Annotated in this window: 14 protein-coding genes; 12 read left to right on the top strand and 2 right to left on the bottom strand. The window is 72.9% G+C overall.

Features of this window, described 5'->3' with window-relative positions; genetic code table 11:
- Positions 1 to 8: 8 nt before the first annotated feature.
- From ACQP2H_RS22920 to ACQP2H_RS22905, 4 genes are read left to right on the top strand one after another with little or no spacing between them, the layout of a single operon-like run.
- Positions 9 to 1,376, top strand: a complete 1,368-nt coding sequence (locus ACQP2H_RS22920; protein ID WP_357535480.1) for a DUF1501 domain-containing protein — start codon at positions 9 to 11, stop codon at positions 1,374 to 1,376.
- Positions 1,373 to 2,794 carry a ferredoxin reductase family protein gene (locus ACQP2H_RS22915; RefSeq protein ID WP_357535478.1) on the top strand — a complete coding sequence of 474 codons (1,422 nt, stop codon included), beginning with the start codon at positions 1,373 to 1,375 and terminating at the stop codon, positions 2,792 to 2,794. The genes ACQP2H_RS22920 and ACQP2H_RS22915 overlap by 4 nt, the downstream gene beginning before the upstream one ends.
- A 13-nt stretch (positions 2,795 to 2,807) precedes the next feature.
- Positions 2,808 to 3,386 carry an FMN-binding protein gene (locus ACQP2H_RS22910; RefSeq protein ID WP_433228821.1) on the top strand — a complete coding sequence of 193 codons (579 nt, stop codon included), beginning with the start codon at positions 2,808 to 2,810 and terminating at the stop codon, positions 3,384 to 3,386.
- Positions 3,387 to 3,433: 47 nt separating this feature from the next.
- Positions 3,434 to 4,156, top strand: coding sequence for an FAD:protein FMN transferase (locus tag ACQP2H_RS22905; protein WP_433233640.1), 723 nt, complete (start codon positions 3,434 to 3,436; stop codon positions 4,154 to 4,156).
- 461 nt (positions 4,157 to 4,617) lie between these two features.
- Here ACQP2H_RS22905 and ACQP2H_RS22900 read toward each other — a convergent pair whose 3' ends face one another.
- Positions 4,618 to 5,289, bottom strand: a complete 672-nt coding sequence (locus ACQP2H_RS22900) for a bifunctional DNA primase/polymerase (protein WP_208568795.1) — start codon at positions 5,287 to 5,289, stop codon at positions 4,618 to 4,620.
- A gap of 251 nt (positions 5,290 to 5,540) precedes the next feature.
- Here ACQP2H_RS22900 and ACQP2H_RS22895 point away from each other — a divergent pair, with 251 nt between their 5' ends.
- From ACQP2H_RS22895 to mctP, 7 genes are all read left to right on the top strand, one after another.
- Positions 5,541 to 6,767, top strand: coding sequence for a helix-turn-helix domain-containing protein (locus tag ACQP2H_RS22895; protein ID WP_433228819.1), 1,227 nt, complete (start codon positions 5,541 to 5,543; stop codon positions 6,765 to 6,767).
- A gap of 16 nt (positions 6,768 to 6,783) precedes the next feature.
- Positions 6,784 to 7,365: a flavoprotein gene (locus ACQP2H_RS22890; RefSeq protein WP_208568793.1), complete on the top strand. Its 582-nt coding sequence runs from the start codon at positions 6,784 to 6,786 to the stop codon at positions 7,363 to 7,365.
- 55 nt (positions 7,366 to 7,420) lie between these two features.
- The gene (locus ACQP2H_RS22885) at positions 7,421 to 8,287 is read left to right on the top strand and encodes a Nif3-like dinuclear metal center hexameric protein (RefSeq protein WP_219464092.1); all 867 of its coding nucleotides are present in this window, start codon (positions 7,421 to 7,423) and stop codon (positions 8,285 to 8,287) included.
- Positions 8,284 to 9,021: a zinc ribbon domain-containing protein gene (locus ACQP2H_RS22880; RefSeq protein WP_219464091.1), complete on the top strand. Its 738-nt coding sequence runs from the start codon at positions 8,284 to 8,286 to the stop codon at positions 9,019 to 9,021. The genes ACQP2H_RS22885 and ACQP2H_RS22880 overlap by 4 nt, the downstream gene beginning before the upstream one ends.
- A gap of 4 nt (positions 9,022 to 9,025) precedes the next feature.
- A complete protein-coding gene (locus ACQP2H_RS22875) occupies positions 9,026 to 10,261 on the top strand; it encodes a bifunctional RNase H/acid phosphatase (RefSeq protein WP_219464090.1) in 1,236 nt (411 codons plus the stop codon).
- Positions 10,262 to 10,487: 226 nt separating this feature from the next.
- Complete coding sequence (locus ACQP2H_RS22870) at positions 10,488 to 10,730, top strand: DUF3311 domain-containing protein (RefSeq protein ID WP_219464089.1); 243 nt, start codon at positions 10,488 to 10,490, stop codon at positions 10,728 to 10,730.
- Positions 10,731 to 10,788: 58 nt separating this feature from the next.
- Positions 10,789 to 12,444: a monocarboxylate uptake permease MctP gene (mctP, locus tag ACQP2H_RS22865; protein ID WP_357535473.1), complete on the top strand. Its 1,656-nt coding sequence runs from the start codon at positions 10,789 to 10,791 to the stop codon at positions 12,442 to 12,444.
- Positions 12,445 to 12,734: 290 nt separating this feature from the next.
- Here the strand turns inward: mctP and ACQP2H_RS22860 are convergent, their stop codons facing one another.
- Positions 12,735 to 13,214 (bottom strand): MarR family winged helix-turn-helix transcriptional regulator, encoded by a 480-nt coding sequence (locus ACQP2H_RS22860; RefSeq protein WP_357535471.1) that lies wholly within the window; start codon positions 13,212 to 13,214, stop codon positions 12,735 to 12,737.
- Positions 13,215 to 13,283: 69 nt separating this feature from the next.
- Between ACQP2H_RS22860 and ACQP2H_RS22855 the strand changes: the two genes are divergently transcribed.
- Entirely contained in the window at positions 13,284 to 14,507 is a 1,224-nt protein-coding gene (locus tag ACQP2H_RS22855) for an MFS transporter (protein ID WP_219464086.1), read from the top strand.
- Positions 14,508 to 14,516 lie beyond the last annotated feature (9 nt).

Here is a 14,516-nt window from a genome sequence, read left to right as displayed (position 1 = left end):
AGAAGACCGTGCCCGCGTTCCCCCTGCACCCCGAGTGCCCCGACCTGCGCCGCCTCGCCGACGACCCGACCGAGGCGCTGCTGCGGGCCGAGGCCGACGTCGTCGCCGCCGAGAACGCCGCCGAGGCCGACCGCTACCGCCGGCTGGAGGACCTGGAGGAGGCCCAGCAGGACGGGCGCGGGGTGACCCGGCGGACGTTCGTCGCCGGGGCCGCCGCCACCGCCACCACGCTGGCCACCGCCCAGTTCGTCACCACCTCCGCCTCGTTCGCGGCGACGAGGACCGGCACCCTGATCCACGTCTTCCTCTACGGCGGGCTCGACGGGCTCAGCCTGGTCGCCCCCGCCGACGACCCGGTGCTCGCCAAGGCCCGCCCCGACCTGCTGCTCGGCGGCGACTCGCTGGCCCTGGGCCGGGGCTTCACGCTGACCAGCGCGTTCGCCCCGTTGGAGAAGTGGCTCAGGGCCGGTCAGCTCGGTTTCGTCCCGGCGGTCTCCGACGAGCGGTTGTCGCGCAGCCACTTCCAGGCCGCCGACGCCTGCAACCTGGGTGGTCTGCCCAGCGAGACCGGCGGCCGGGGCTGGCTGGACAGCCTCGTCGACGCCCTCGGCAAGGGCACCGCGTTCCGCAGCGTCGGCATCGGCAGCACGCTGCCCCGCTCGCTGGTCGGCACCAACGGCGCGTTGTCGCTCAACAGCGTCGGCTCGCTGCGGCTCAACGGCGACGACCGCTACCGGGCGGCCACCGAGAAGGCGATCCGGGGCCTGTTCACCGGGATCAACCACCCCGTCGAGGAGGCGGTGATCGAGGGGATGGGCGCGTTGGCGACCGCCCAGCAGCTCGCCGCCAAGCCGTACCAGCCGGCGGAGGGCGTGACCTACCAGGGCGTCGGGTACGCCTTCCAGCAGCTCGCCCAGCTGATCAAGGGCGGGGCGAACGTCCGGGTCGCCACGGTCGGGATGGGCGGCTACGACACCCACGAGAACCAGGGCACCCGCCCCGGCGGTCAGCTGCACCGTCGGCTCGGCGAACTGGCCGGCGCGATGGCGGCGTTCTTCACCGACCTGGGCGACCGGGCCGCCGACGTCACGATCATGGTGTCCAGCGAGTTCGGCCGTCGGGTCGCCTCCAACGGCGGCGGCACCGACCACGGCCACGGCGGGGTGGTCACCATCCTGTCCGGGCGTCGGCTCGCCGGCTCGCTGCTCGGCAGGTGGGACGGATTGAGCGATCTGGACTCGGGAGACGTACCTGAGTACAACAACATGTTCGACGTCTACGGTGCGGTGGCGCAGGGCCGGTTCGGGCTGACCACCGCCCAGGTCGACAAGATCTTCCCGAGGAAGAAGTACACCCCGATGAAGCTCTACGCGTGACCTATCAGGACATGCACGCCGCCGGCCGTCGCACCGGGGACCCGTCCCGGTCCGGCGGCCGGTCGGCTGCGTCCGTACGCCCGCCGCCCGCCCTGCCACGACGGGGGTCGGCCGGTCGGCGGGTGGTGTCCGGGCTGTTCTGGGTGGGCCTGGTGGCCGCGGTGCTGCCGTGGTGGCTCGACACCCCGGCCGGTTCGCTGGCCGGCACCGCCGACGTGCTCACCGCCGCCGGTCGGGTCACCGGCCTGGTCGCCGGCTACCTGCTGCTGGTGCAGGTGCTGATGATGAGCCGGCTCGGGGTGCTGGAACGCGGGGTCGGCGGCGAGCGGCTGTCCCGGGTGCACCGGGACCTGGGCGCGACGCTGCTGGTGGCGGTGCTGGCCCACCTGTCGCTGCTGGTGGTCGGCTACGCGCGCACCCAGGGCAACCCGGTCACCGCCCAGGTGGGGGTGCTGCTGCGTGACTTCGACGACATGGTGTCCGCGTTCGTCGCGGCCGGCATCCTGGTGCTGGTCGGCTGCACCGGCATCCGGGCGGTCCGCCGGGCGGTGCCCTACGAACTCTGGTACCACCTGCACCTGACCAGCTACCTGGCGCTGCTGCTCGGTTTCGGCCACCAGTTCAGCAACGGTGCGCAGCTCTTCCCACCCGGCCCGGTACGCACCGGCTGGATCACCGGCTACCTGCTGGTCGCCGCCGCCCTGGTGTGGGGCCGGCTGGTCGCGCCGCTGCTGCTCAACCTGCGGCACCGGCTGCGGGTGGCCGACGTGGTGGCGGAGAGCCCCGACACGGTGTCGCTCTATCTGACCGGTCGTCGGCTCCAGCAACTCGACCTGCTCGGCGGGCAGTACCTGCGCTGGCGGTTCCTGACCCGGGGCTGCTGGTGGCAGTCACACCCGTTCTCGCTCTCCGCCGCCGCGAACGGCCGCTGGCTGCGGCTGACCGTCAAGGTGGTCGGCGGGCACACCGCCGACCTGCGCGACCTCGACCCCGGCACCCGGGTCTGGGTGGAGGGCCCGTCCGGCACGTTCACCGCCGCGCACCGGACCCGGGACCGGGCCCTGCTGATCGCCGGTGGCAGCGGCATCGGACCGCTGCGGGCGATGCTTGAGGAGTTGCCACCCGGCGCGGCCCTGATCTACCGGGCCCGCACCCCGGCCGACGTGCTGCTGCACCACGAGCTGGACTGGTTGGCCCAGGCCCGGCAGACGTCGGTCTGGTATGTCATCGGCTCCCGGGACGACCCCGGCCCCCGCCAGGTGATGAGCCCGGACGGGCTGCGCCGGCTGGTGCCCGACCTGATCCGCCGCGACGTGTACCTGTGCGGGCCGGAGGGGCTGGTCGAGTCGTCGATGCGGGTGCTCCGCCAGGCCGGTGTGCCCCGCCGGCAGATCCACCTCGCCCCGTTCGAGCTGTAGGAAGGCACCTGACATGCGTCGCGCGCTGCTCGCGATCACCGGGCTGGCCGCCGGCACCACCGCCCTGGTGGTGCTCAAGGGCGCACCGGACGCCCGCCAGGTCGCCCAGGACCTGCCGGCCGGTGCGCCGGGCGGCACCACTGCGGCCACACCCGGCGCGGCTCCGGAGCGGGCCGCCGCGAAACCCCGACCGACCGGCCGACCCGACGCCACCGCGGCCCGCACCCCGGGGGCGGGCCGGACCGGCACCGGAGCCGGCCCACGCAGCACCCCGGCCGCCCCGAGGACCAGCGCCGCCGCGCCGAAGTCGACCACCCGCAAGGTCACCGGGCCGGTGGTCGTCACGGAGTTCGGCAACGTGCAGGTGCAGATCACCGTCACCGGCACGAAGATCGTCAACGCGGTGGCCCTGGAACTGCCCCAGGGCGGTCAGTCCGACCTGCGCAGCAACCGGGTCGACGACACCTACAGCGGCACCTCCGGCACGGTGGTACGCCAGCAGGACGCCAACCTGGACACCGTCTCCCAGGCGACCGCCACCAGCAACGGTTACCGGCAGTCGTTGCAGGCCGCCCTCGACCAGGTGCGCTGATGACCGCGCCGGTGACCCGGCCCGGCCTGCGCCGGGTCGAGCAGGTGATGGGTACGGCGATCAGCCTGGACCTCGCCGACGACCTGCCCGCCGCCACCCTGCGCGAGTTGGCCGACGACACGTTCCGCTGGCTGCGCGAGGTCGACGCCCGGTTCACCACCTACGCCGAGGACAGCGAGGTGCGCCGCGTCGACCGGGGGGAGTTGCCGCTGTCCGGGGCGTCGGCGGACCTGCGGGCGGTGCTGGCCCGCTGCGCCGACCTGTGGGGCGACACCGACGGCTTCTTCGACGCGTACGCCACCGGGCGGCTGGACCCCTCCGGTTACGTGAAGGGCTGGGCGGCGCAGGTCGCCTCTGACCGGCTGGTGGCCGCCGGGGCGGTCGACCACTGCCTCAACGCCGGCGGTGACGTCCGGGTACGCGGGCACTCGTCGTCCGGGCGGCCGTGGCGGATCGGCGTCCGGCACCCCTGGGACGCGTACGCCACCTGCCTGGTGCTCACCGGCACCGATCTGGCGGTCGCCACCTCGGGCGTCTACGAGCGGGGCCACCACGTCGTCGATCCCCGGCGGGGCGGCCCGGCCCGGGGGCTGCGCTCGGTCACCGTGGTCGGCCCGGACCTGGGCGTCGCCGACGCGTACGCCACGGCGGCGGTGGCGATGGGCGTGGCCGGGATCGGCTGGCTCGACCGGCTGCCCGGCCACCTGCACGCGGTGGTCACCGACGACGGTCGGCTGCTGCGCTCCACCGCCCTGCCGCTGGCCGACTGACCGCCCGTGCCGAGTGTCACCAGGTCGGTGGACGACGCGCGCCGACGCACAGGTCGGCGGCCCGCAGTCCGGGGTGCTCCGGGCCGTGTGGGTTGCGGGCGTTCACCGGGCCGCGTGGGGTGCAAATTTTCACCCGGCCGGGCGCGGTGTGGGCTCTCACCCGAGCGTGCCCGGTGCGGGCGTTCACCGGGCTGTGCGGTGGGTGCCGGCCGGGCGGGAGCCGGTCGGCCGGGGGCGGCCGGGTCGGGAACCGGCGGGCCGGGTGTCCGACCAGTGTCGGGGCCGTCGCCGGTGGGGTGGTTCGGTGCCGCCGGTGTGCCGCATCTCGTCGTCCCTGGCCATGTCCTACCCCCGCTCCGGTGGCGCGTGCGCGCCGTCGTGGTGTGCAACGAGTCCGGCGTCGGCGGGGACGTTGGCGGGAACCCGACCCCGCCGACGCCCGTCCCGTCGCGCCCCGGCGGTCAGTGGCCGCGGCGGGGCAGCGGGAGCTGGCCGGGCAGCAACTCCGGGGTCAGCGTCACCCCGTCGGCCCGCAACGCCCCGATCAAAGTGTTCTGCAACAGGTACGAGTCGGGCAGCTGCCAGCGGGCCTGCTCGGGGGCGACCGCCCAGCGCACCGGTCCCTCGGGCAGCCTGGTGGGGGGCGCGGGGATCCACGAGCCGGTGCCGTGCCGGACCACGTGGAAGCAGTGTTCCAGCTCGGGGCGCAGCGGGTCACCGGGGCGGACCAGGAACATCCACCGCCCGGTCGGGGTCACCACCACCGGACCCCGGGCCCCGGGGCCGGCGGGGTGGCCGGGCACGGCGTCGAGCAGCCGGCGGCCCAGGTGCGCCGACACCTCCAGCACGTCGAACGCCCGACCGGTGGGCAGCAGCACCCCGTGCGGGCGGCTGCGCCACCAGGTGGCCACCCGGGCCGGATCGGTGCTCGCCCCCCGTTCCCAGTTCTCCAGCGCGGGATGGCAGCCGACGGTGGGACAGCCGGCCCGGCCGCACACGAAGCGGCTGCGCGCCAAACAGGCGCCGGGGGTCACCTCCCAGCCGTGCACCGCGTACCGCACGGCGATCCGGCGCAGCCGGACCCGTTCGATCGGCGACAGCTGGGCGACCCGTGGCCCGACGTTCCCCCACATGTCCCGTGCTCTCCTCTGGCCTCGACCGGTCACCCGCCACCCCTCACGTCGAGCGCCGTCACTGTCGTGATCCGGGATCGTTGACCTGACGAACGGCTCATGCAACTTGCACGAAGGTACGAAAAGCAGGTGTACGAACGACGTACACCCTGTGCGACCAGCGAATACCTGGGACGGACGGATCGGAGGCGCCCAGTGCGGGTCGTCCGGAGCCCGGTCGGACGACCCACGAGGGGGAGGAACGGGAGAAGATGGACGAGCTTCCGATAGGGCGGCGGGTGGCCTACTGGCGCGGACGGCGCAAAATGTCCCAGCAGGTCTTCGCCGACCGACTCGGCAAGTCCAAGAGCTGGGTCGACAAGGTCGAGCGCGGGGTCCGCCGGCTGGACAAGTTCTCCGTGCTGTACGAGATCGCCGTGATCCTCCGGATCGACGTGCAGCTGCTGCTCGGCAAGGACCCGGAACGGCGCAGCGACGCGTTCAGCTGCATCGACCAGGTCGAGGTGCAGGAGATCCGGGCCGCCCTGGAGCAGTACGCCTCGATGACCGTCTACTTCGACGCCGTGGCGTACCCGCCGCCGCTGTCCGACATGCGCAAGGCCGTCACGCACGCCTGGCTCACCTACCAGTACGGCCGCTACGGGATGCTCACCCGGGCGCTGCCGAAGCTGCTGCGGGAGGCCCAGGCGGCCGACGCCGGCTACGGCGGGGAGCAGGGCAAGGAAGCCGCCCACCTGCTCGGGCAGGTCTACCAGATCGCCTCCTCGGTCCTACGCAAGCTCGGCGAGTGCGAGCTGGCCTGGTTGGCGGCCGACCGGTCGATGGCGGTCGCCCAGCGCGCCGACGACCAGTTGCTGGCCGGCGTCGCCACCGCCCGGGTCTGCAACGCGCTGGTGGCGATGGGCCGGGCCCGGCCCGCCCTGGAGCTGAACGTCAGCATCGCCAACCGGCTCGCCCCCGGCGGCATGAACGACAGCGCGCCGGACCGGCTCTCCGTCTACGGCATGCTGCTGTTGCAGGGCGCGATGGCGGCGGCCCGGTTCGGCGACTCGGACACGGTCGAGGACCTGCTGCACGGGGCCCACGAGGCGGCCCTGATGCTCGGCGGCGACCAGAACCACTACTGGACCTCGTTCGGCCCGACCAACCTGGAGCTGCACCGGGCCGCCGCCGCCGTGGAGCTGGGCGACGGCGGGCGGGCCGTGGAGATCCACCAGCGCATCCCCGAGCCGAGCTTCAACGGGCTGCTGCCCGAACGCCGGGCCCACCACCTGCTCGACATCGCCCGGGGCTACGCCCAGCTCGGTGACGTCGCCCAGGCGGGGGAGATGCTGCTGCGCGGTGACCGGCTCGCCCCGTCCGAGATCCGCTGCCGACCCATCGCCCACGAAGTGATGTCCGACGTGCTGCGTCGCACACGGGGTGCGTTGCCCGCGCCGATAGCGGAGTTGGCTGAGCAGATGGGAGTCGGAGTATGAACACGGCGGCGGCCGGATGAGCGGCAGCCCCCACCAGAGCAGTGAGCACCGCGGAGTGCTCTACGTCATCGCCTGCGGTTCGCCGCTGGCCCGTCACCTCGATCGACTCGTCGGCCTCGCCCAGGACGACGGCTGGGAGGTCTGCGTCGTCACCACCCCCGACGGGGCCAAGTTCGTGGACCGGGCCGAGCTGGCCCGGCAGACCGGGCACCCGGTGCGTACCCATTACAAGAATCCGGGCGACCCGGATCTGCTGCCCCCGGCGGACGCGATGGTCGTCTGCCCGGCGACCGTCAACACGGTCAACAAATGGGCGGCCGGGATCACCGACACCCTGGCGCTGGGCCTGCTGGTCGAGGGGCAGGGCCGGGGGGTGCCGGTGGTGGTGGTGCCGTTCACCAACGCGGCGATGGCCGCGCACCCGGCGTTCCGGGCCGGTCTGCAACGGCTGGGCGAGTGGGGTGCCACGGTGCTCTTCGGCGACCACGTCTACCCGCTGCACCCGCCCGGCACGGGGGAACGGCACCTGCACACCTTCCCGTGGGAGGCGGCGGTGGCGGCCCTGCCCGACCGGTCCCGGGCCGCCTCGGCCGCCTGACCCGCCGGACGGGCGTGGGCGTGGCCGCCAGTGCGCGCCGGTAAGCTGACCGGCCGTGAGCACAACCGCGTCCCCGCCGTCCGTCGCCGACGTCGTCACCGAGCTGGACCGGCGTTACCCGCCGGCCTGGGCCGAGGAGTGGGACCGGGTCGGTCTGGTGCTCGGCGAGCCCACCGACCCGGTCCGCCGGGTCTACGGCACGGTGGACGTCGTTCCCGAGACGGTCGCCGAGGCCCTCGCCGCCGGGGCCGACCTGATCGTCGCGCACCATCCGTTGCTGCTGCGTGGTGTGTCCTCGGTCGCCCCGACCACCTGGAAGGGGCGGATCGTGCACGACCTGATCCGCGCCGGGGTGGCCCTCTACGTGGCGCACACCAACGCCGACATCGCCGCGCCGGGTGTCTCCGACGCGCTGGCCGCCCGGTTCGGGCTGACCGGCCTGCGTCCCCTCGCGCCGTCCGCCCCCGGTGCCCCGTCCGCCGGTGGTGGTCGGGGCATCGGCCGCATCGGCGAGCTGCCCGCCCCGCTGACGTTGGCCGAGCTGACCCGGCACGCCGCCGCCGTCCTGCCCGCCACGGTCTGGGGGGTTCGCGCCGGAGGCGATCCCGGGCGTATCGTGCGTACCCTCGCGGTCAGCGGTGGCTCGGGCGAAGGTTTCCTGGCTGCCGCGTCCGCCGCCGGGGTGGACGCGTTCCTCAGCTCCGACCTGCGGCACCACCCCTCCGGTGAGCACCTCGCCGCCGGTGGGCCCGCCCTGTTGGAGGCCGCGCACTGGGCGACCGAACGACCCTGGCTGGACGACGTGGCCGCCCACCTGCGGGCCGACTTCGGCGTCGAGACCGTGGTGTCCGATCTGGACACCGACCCGTGGACCGTGCACGCCGCCGCACCCGCGATGGACGACAAGGAGCCCCGACCGTGAAGGCTGAACCCCAGGTCCAGCGCCGCCTGCTCGATCTCCAGGCGATCGACACCACCCTCGCCCAGCTCGCCCACCGCCGCCGGTCGCTGCCCGAACGGGCCGAACTGGAGGGCCTGGCCCGGGAGCTGTCCGCGCTGGAGGACGAGCGGGTCCGCGCCCAGGTCGCCGTCGACGACCTGGACCGCGACATCGCCCGGCTGGAGAAGGACATCGACCAGGTCCGGGCCCGCAAGAGCAAGGACGAGTCCCGGTTGGCCAGCGGCAGCGGGCCGGCCCGCGAGCTGGAGGCGCTCCAGCACGAGCTGGTCTCCCTCAACCGCCGCCAGGGTGACCTGGAGGACGCCGAGTTGGAGCTGATGGAGCAGCGGGAGACGGCGCAAGCCACCCTCGACGGGATCGAGTCCCGGCTCGCCGAGACCCGGGACCGGCGGGCCGCCGCCGAGCAGCGCCGCGACGAGAGCCTCGCCGCCATCGCCAAGGAGGAGGAGTTCAAGCAGGGCGCGCGCAAGCCGCTCGCCGCGGACCTCCCCGCCGACCTGGTCACCCTCTACGACAAGATCCGCGCGGACACCGGCCTCGGTGCGGCGCTGCTCACCGCGGGCCGTTGCGGTGGCTGCCGGCTGGAGCTGTCCGGCGCGGACCTGGCCCGGATCCGCAGTTCGGACCCGGACGAGGTGGTCCGCTGCGAGGACTGCCGGCGGATCATGGTGCGTACCAACGAGTCGGGGCTGTAGCCCGGTGGCGGTACGCGCGGTCGTCATCGAGGCCGACGGCGGGTCGCGGGGCAACCCCGGGCCGGCCGGTTTCGGTGCCGTGGTCCGGGACCCGACCTCCGGCGAGGTGCTGGCCGAACGCGCCGAGGCGATCGGGACGGCCACCAACAACGTCGCCGAGTACCGGGGGCTGATCGCCGGGCTGGAGGCCGCCGCCGAGCTGGGCGCGGTCGAGGTCGACGCCCGGATGGACTCCAAGCTGGTCGTCGAGCAGATGTGCGGCCGGTGGCAGATCAAGCACCCCGGGCTGCGTCCGCTCGCCGCGCGGGCCGCCGCCCTGGTGGACCGCTTCGACACCGTCCGGTTCAGTTGGATCCCCCGGGAACGCAACCGGCACGCCGATGCCCTGGCGAACGCGGCGATGGACGCCGCCGTCGGCAAACCGTCCCGCGCGGTGGCCGTACCGGCCGGCGGCGAGGCGTCCCGGTCTCCCGGTGACGAGCCGTCCCGGTCGGTGGCGGGCGTCGACTCGCCGGGCCGGGCGCAGGCCCGCGAGGTGGCCGCCCGTGCCGCCACCCGCAGCGCCGGGACCGACCCGGCGACCGCCAAGGCGTCCTGGGAGCCGAGGCCGAGCTTCACCGCCACCCGGCTGATCCTGGTCCGGCACGGAGAGACCGAGTGGACCGTGCAGCACCGCTACGCCGGCCGCGCCGACGTGCCGCTGTCCGAGTCCGGCCAGGCCCAGGCGCGGGCCACCGCCACCCGGGTGGCCGCGCTGGCCCCGTCCGTCGCGGCCGTGCTCAGCTCCCCGCTGTCCCGGTGTACGGCCACCGCCGAGGCGATCGCCGGGGCGCTCGGCGGTCTGCCGGTCCGTCGGCAGGACGACTGGGTCGAGTGCGACTTCGGCGACTGGGACGGCCACACCTTCGCCGAGGTACGCGACCGGTGGCCGGGCGAACTGGACGCCTGGCTCGCCTCCACCCGGGTGGCCCCGCCGGGCGGTGAGTCGTTCACCGAGGTCGGGCAGCGCGTCGACCGGGCGATGGTGGCGCTGCGGGAGGCGTACCCCGGGGAGACCGTGGTGGTCGTCTCGCACGTCTCGCCGATCAAGCTGGCGTTGCGCGACGCCCTCGCGGCCGGCGACGCCATCCTGCACCGGCTCTACCTGGACGCGGCCGGCATCTCGGTGCTCGACATGTGGCCCGACGGGGGCGTCGCCGTCCGCTCCGTCAACGACACCGCCCACCTCCCGACCCGCTGATCACGGATAGTCCGTCGGCCGGCCCGGGCCGGTTCGTCGTTTCCCGGTTCGTCGTGAGTCGCCGCATCGTTCGTCGTGGGTCGATGTGTCGGCCCGTGCGTCGCGCCGTTCGGCGCAGCCGGGCGGCCGTTGAGCGCATCGTCGCGCGCCGATTGAACGTGATCGGGTTCACCGGGTCGTAGCGTCCGGCCGTTACTGGCCGGCACGACTACCGGAGGTGGGTCAGATGACCGCTGCCGAACCGGAGACGCCGCGTGCGGCGTCGTCCAGGGCGAAGGACCACAGCCCCTGGAACTGGTTGCTCTTCATCCCGATCGTGGTACCGCTGATCCCGATGTTCTTCAATGCGGACTCGCCCCGGTTGTTCGGCTTTCCGCGCTTCTACTGGCTGCAACTGGTCTGGATCCTGCTCGGCGTGGCCACCACCACGCTGGTCTACCAGATGACCAAGAAGCGGGGGCACCGGTGAGCGCGAGGAGTGAGCCGGGTTTGCGAGCCCCGCAGTCGCGAACGGAGGGGGTGCTCTGATGTGGCGCGATCACTTGACCGAGATCATCGTCTTCTCGGCGCTGTTCCTGCTGGTCAGCGGCATGGGTTTCGTGGCGGCCCGGTGGCGGGCGCCGAAGGACATGGCCCACCTCGACGAGTGGGGGCTGGGCGGGCGCAGCTTCGGCGGCTGGATCACCTGGTTCCTGGTCGGCGGTGACCTCTACACGGCGTACACGTTCGTGGCGGTGCCGGCGCTGATGTTCGGGGCGGGCGCGGCCGGGTTCTTCGCCGTGCCGTACACGATCGTCATCTATCCGCTGGTGTTCCTGGTGCTCTGCCGGCTCTGGTCGGTGTCGCACCGGCACGGCTTCGTCACGCCGGCCGACTTCGTCCGCCGCCGGTTCGACTCGCCGGTGCTGGCGCTGCTGATCGCGATCACCGGCATCGTCGCGACCATGCCGTACATCGCGTTGCAGTTGGTGGGCATCGAGGCGGTGCTCAAGACGATGGGGGTCACCGGGGACAGCGCGGTGGCGCGGCACCTGCCGATCATCATCGCCTTCGCGATCCTGGCCGCCTACACCTACCAGTCGGGGCTGCGTGCTCCGGCGCTGATCGCGTTCGTCAAGGACACCCTGATCTACATCGTCATCCTGGTGGCGGTGATCTACCTGCCGTACAAGCTGGGGGGTTGGGGTTCGATCTTCGACGCGGCGGACGCGAAGTTCGCCGCCTCACCCAATCCGAACGACGGCATCCTGCTCAACGCCAACAACCAGCTCCAGTACGTCACCCTGGCGTTCGGTTCGGCGCTGGCGCTGTTCCTCTATCCGCACAGCATCACCGGCGTGCTGGCCAGCCGGAACCGGGACGTGATCAAGCGGAACATGTCGGCGTTGCCGGCGTACAGCCTGCTGCTCGGCCTGATCGCGCTGCTCGGTTTCATGGCCATCGCGGCCGGGGTGAAGCCGCTGCCCGGGGCGAAGGAGGGCACCGTCGACAGCAACACGGTGGTGCCGGTGCTGTTCGACCAGCAGTTCCCGGACTGGTTCGCGGGGGTGGCGTACGCGGCGATCGGCATCGGCGCGCTGGTGCCGGCGGCGATCATGTCGATCGCGGCGGCGAACCTGTTCACCCGCAACATCTACAAGGAGTACCTGAAGCGGGACGCCAGCCCGGCCCAGGAGGCGAACGTCTCGAAGATCACCTCGCTGGTGGTCAAGGTCGGCGCGGTGGCCTGCATCGTCTTCCTCGACCCGCAGTTCTCCATCGACCTCCAGCTCATCGGCGGTGTGATCATCCTGCAGACGCTGCCGGCGGTGGCGCTGGGCCTCTACACCCGCTGGTTCCACCGGGGCGCGCTGATCGCCGGCTGGGCGGCCGGCATGGGGTTGGGCATGTGGATGCTCTACCAGATCCCCAACCCGGCGTCGAAGCGCGCGCACTTCGGCGGGTCGGCGTTCCCGCTGTCCGACTTCGGCTTCGACACCAAGAAGACGATCTATGTCGGCATCGTGGCCGTGCTGGTGAACCTGGTGGTGGCGGCGCTGGTCACGCTGGCACTGCGGGCGGCGAAGGTGGCCGAGGGAGTGGACGGCACCACCCCCGACGACTACTTCGCCGACGAGGGCGACCCCCGCGTCACCCCCGACCCCGCCCGCGCCACCGACCCGGCCCGCGAACCAATCGCCTAACCCCGCCTCCCCGCCTCCCTGCCTCGCCCCCGCCTCCCCGCCTCGCCCCCCCCGCCTGCCCCTGTTGATCAAGAGCTTTACGTCAACATCCGACCAAGAACTGACGCAAACCTCTTGATCACGCGACCGGCCCGGTCACCGTGCCCCGGGTCGGCCGGCTGGGGCTGGTGATCAAGAGGTTTGCGTCAAGTTCGATCTTCAAGTTGACGCAAACCTCTTGATCAACGGGGGCAGGCGGGGGGCGAGGCGGGGGGTGGAGGGGAGCGGGCGGGGGTGGGGTGGGGGTGGGGTTAGGGGCGGCGGGTGCGGGTGTCCAGGGCCTGGTTGAGGCGGGTCAGGAGGGTGGCCAGGGTGTCGCGGTCGGTGGGGGTCCAGTCGGCCAGGATGTCGCCGTAGAGCCGGGTCCGGGCGGCCCGGACGGCGGCCATCCGGTGCAGGCCGGCGGGGGTGGGAGAGATCACCGTGCCCCGGCCGTCGACCGGGTCGGGGGCGCGGGCGATCAGGCCGTCGCGTTGCAGCGCCGACACCTGGCGGGTGACCGTGGAGCCGTCGAGGTTTAGCCGGGCGGCCAGCGCCGAGACGTTCTGCGGGCCGGTGGTGTCCAGGTGGCGCAGGATCACGTACGCCGCCCGGTCGAGGACCCGGTGCTCGGCGCTGCCGGTGGCCCGGCGGGTGGCCTCGCCCAGCCGCATCAACAGGGCGACCTCGGTCTCGATCCGGCCGAGGGTGGCCTCGTCCGACTCCGTTCGCTTCGCCTGGTCGTCGCTCATAGCTGTATGATACAACAGAATTAACTGTATGATACAGCTATCTGTGGCTTCGGCCCGACAGGAGGCGGAGTGGACCGGCGAACCGAGCCCCACCGCAGTGCCATCTACGCCACCACGCTGGTGGCCTTCCTCGCCATCGCCGGTATCGCCGTGGTGGACCCCATCCTGCCCGCCATCGGCACCGCGATCGGGGTCACCGCCTGGCAGGTCGAGCTGCTCTTCACGGCGTACATCGCGGTGATGGCGGTCGGGATGATCCCGGCGACCCTGGCCAGCGGACGCTTCGGCTTCAAACCGGTGCTCGTCACCGGCGTCTCGGTGGTCGGGCTGGCCGCCATCGCCGCCTCGTTCAGCAACGACATCGTGCAACTGTCGGTGCTGCGCGGCGTCTGGGGGCTGGGCAACGCGATGTTCTTCGCCACCGCCATGGTGGTCCTGGTCAACCTCGCCAACGACCGGGAATGGGTGGTCGGCCTCTTCGAGACCGCACTCGGCCTCGGCTTCGCCGTCGGCCCGCTGATCGGCGGCCTACTCGGCGAGATCAGCTGGCGACTGCCGTTCTTCGTCTGCGGCATGTTCATGGTGTTCGCCCTGCTGGTCGCCGCCCGCAAGCTCCGTGAGCCGACCAACCGGCAGCCGCCCGTACGACTGGGGCAGATCTTCGCCACCTACCGCCGGCCGGCGTTCCTCATCCTCTGCGTGGTCACCGCCGCCTACAACTTCGTCTTCTTCGTGGTGCTCGGCTACACGCCGCTCTTCCTCGGCCTCGACGTCATTCCCCTCGGCCTCGCCTTCACCGGCTGGGGCCTCGGCCTGGCCGCCGGCATCCTGCTCATCGGCCACCGGCTCGCCCACCGGATCGGCGCGGTGCAGACCGTCGGGGTGGCCCTCGTGGGCCTGCTGGCCTGCATGGTCCTCTTCGCCACCTCGGCCGGCACCGCCGAGTCGCTCGTGGTGCTCGTCGTCGCCGGCCTGTGCATGGGCCTGGCCAACGCCAACCTCACCGACCTGGCCCTCGGCCTCGGCTCCGCCGACCGCCGGGTCGCCACCGGCGCGTTCAACCTGGTCCGCTGGGGTGCCGCCGCACCCGCGCCGATCCTGGCCGGCAAGCTCGCCGAGCACAGCCTGACGCTGCCGTTCTGGGTCGGCGCCGGGGTGCTCGCCGTCGGCCTGCTCGTCTACCTGACCTTCGCCCACCTGATGGCCGCCGGCTACGGCGAACGGCTGCGCTGGTCCCACTGGAACCGGGCCGCCCGGCAGGCCGAGCACGAACCCGTCGGGGAGGCCTACTGAACGGCCCCG

The sequence above is a fragment of the Micromonospora sp. CA-248260 genome, from assembly GCF_050942205.1.
Lineage (GTDB): Bacteria > Actinomycetota > Actinomycetes > Mycobacteriales > Micromonosporaceae > Micromonospora > Micromonospora antibiotica.
The sequence above is the reverse complement of the archived record's forward strand: the minus strand, read 5'-3'. Positions and strand labels throughout refer to the sequence as shown.

Coding starts and splice junctions, on each gene's coding strand:
- ACQP2H_RS22910 (WP_433228821.1), top strand. CDS start 2,808: ATGCGTCGCGCGCTGCTCGCGATCACCGGGCTGGCCGCCGGCACCACC.
- ACQP2H_RS22905 (WP_433233640.1), top strand. CDS start 3,434: ATGGGTACGGCGATCAGCCTGGACCTCGCCGACGACCTGCCCGCCGCC.
- ACQP2H_RS22900 (WP_208568795.1), bottom strand. CDS start 5,289: ATGTGGGGGAACGTCGGGCCACGGGTCGCCCAGCTGTCGCCGATCGAA.
- ACQP2H_RS22895 (WP_433228819.1), top strand. CDS start 5,541: ATGGACGAGCTTCCGATAGGGCGGCGGGTGGCCTACTGGCGCGGACGG.
- ACQP2H_RS22890 (WP_208568793.1), top strand. CDS start 6,784: ATGAGCGGCAGCCCCCACCAGAGCAGTGAGCACCGCGGAGTGCTCTAC.
- ACQP2H_RS22870 (WP_219464089.1), top strand. CDS start 10,488: ATGACCGCTGCCGAACCGGAGACGCCGCGTGCGGCGTCGTCCAGGGCG.
- mctP (WP_357535473.1), top strand. CDS start 10,789: ATGTGGCGCGATCACTTGACCGAGATCATCGTCTTCTCGGCGCTGTTC.
- ACQP2H_RS22860 (WP_357535471.1), bottom strand. CDS start 13,214: ATGAGCGACGACCAGGCGAAGCGAACGGAGTCGGACGAGGCCACCCTC.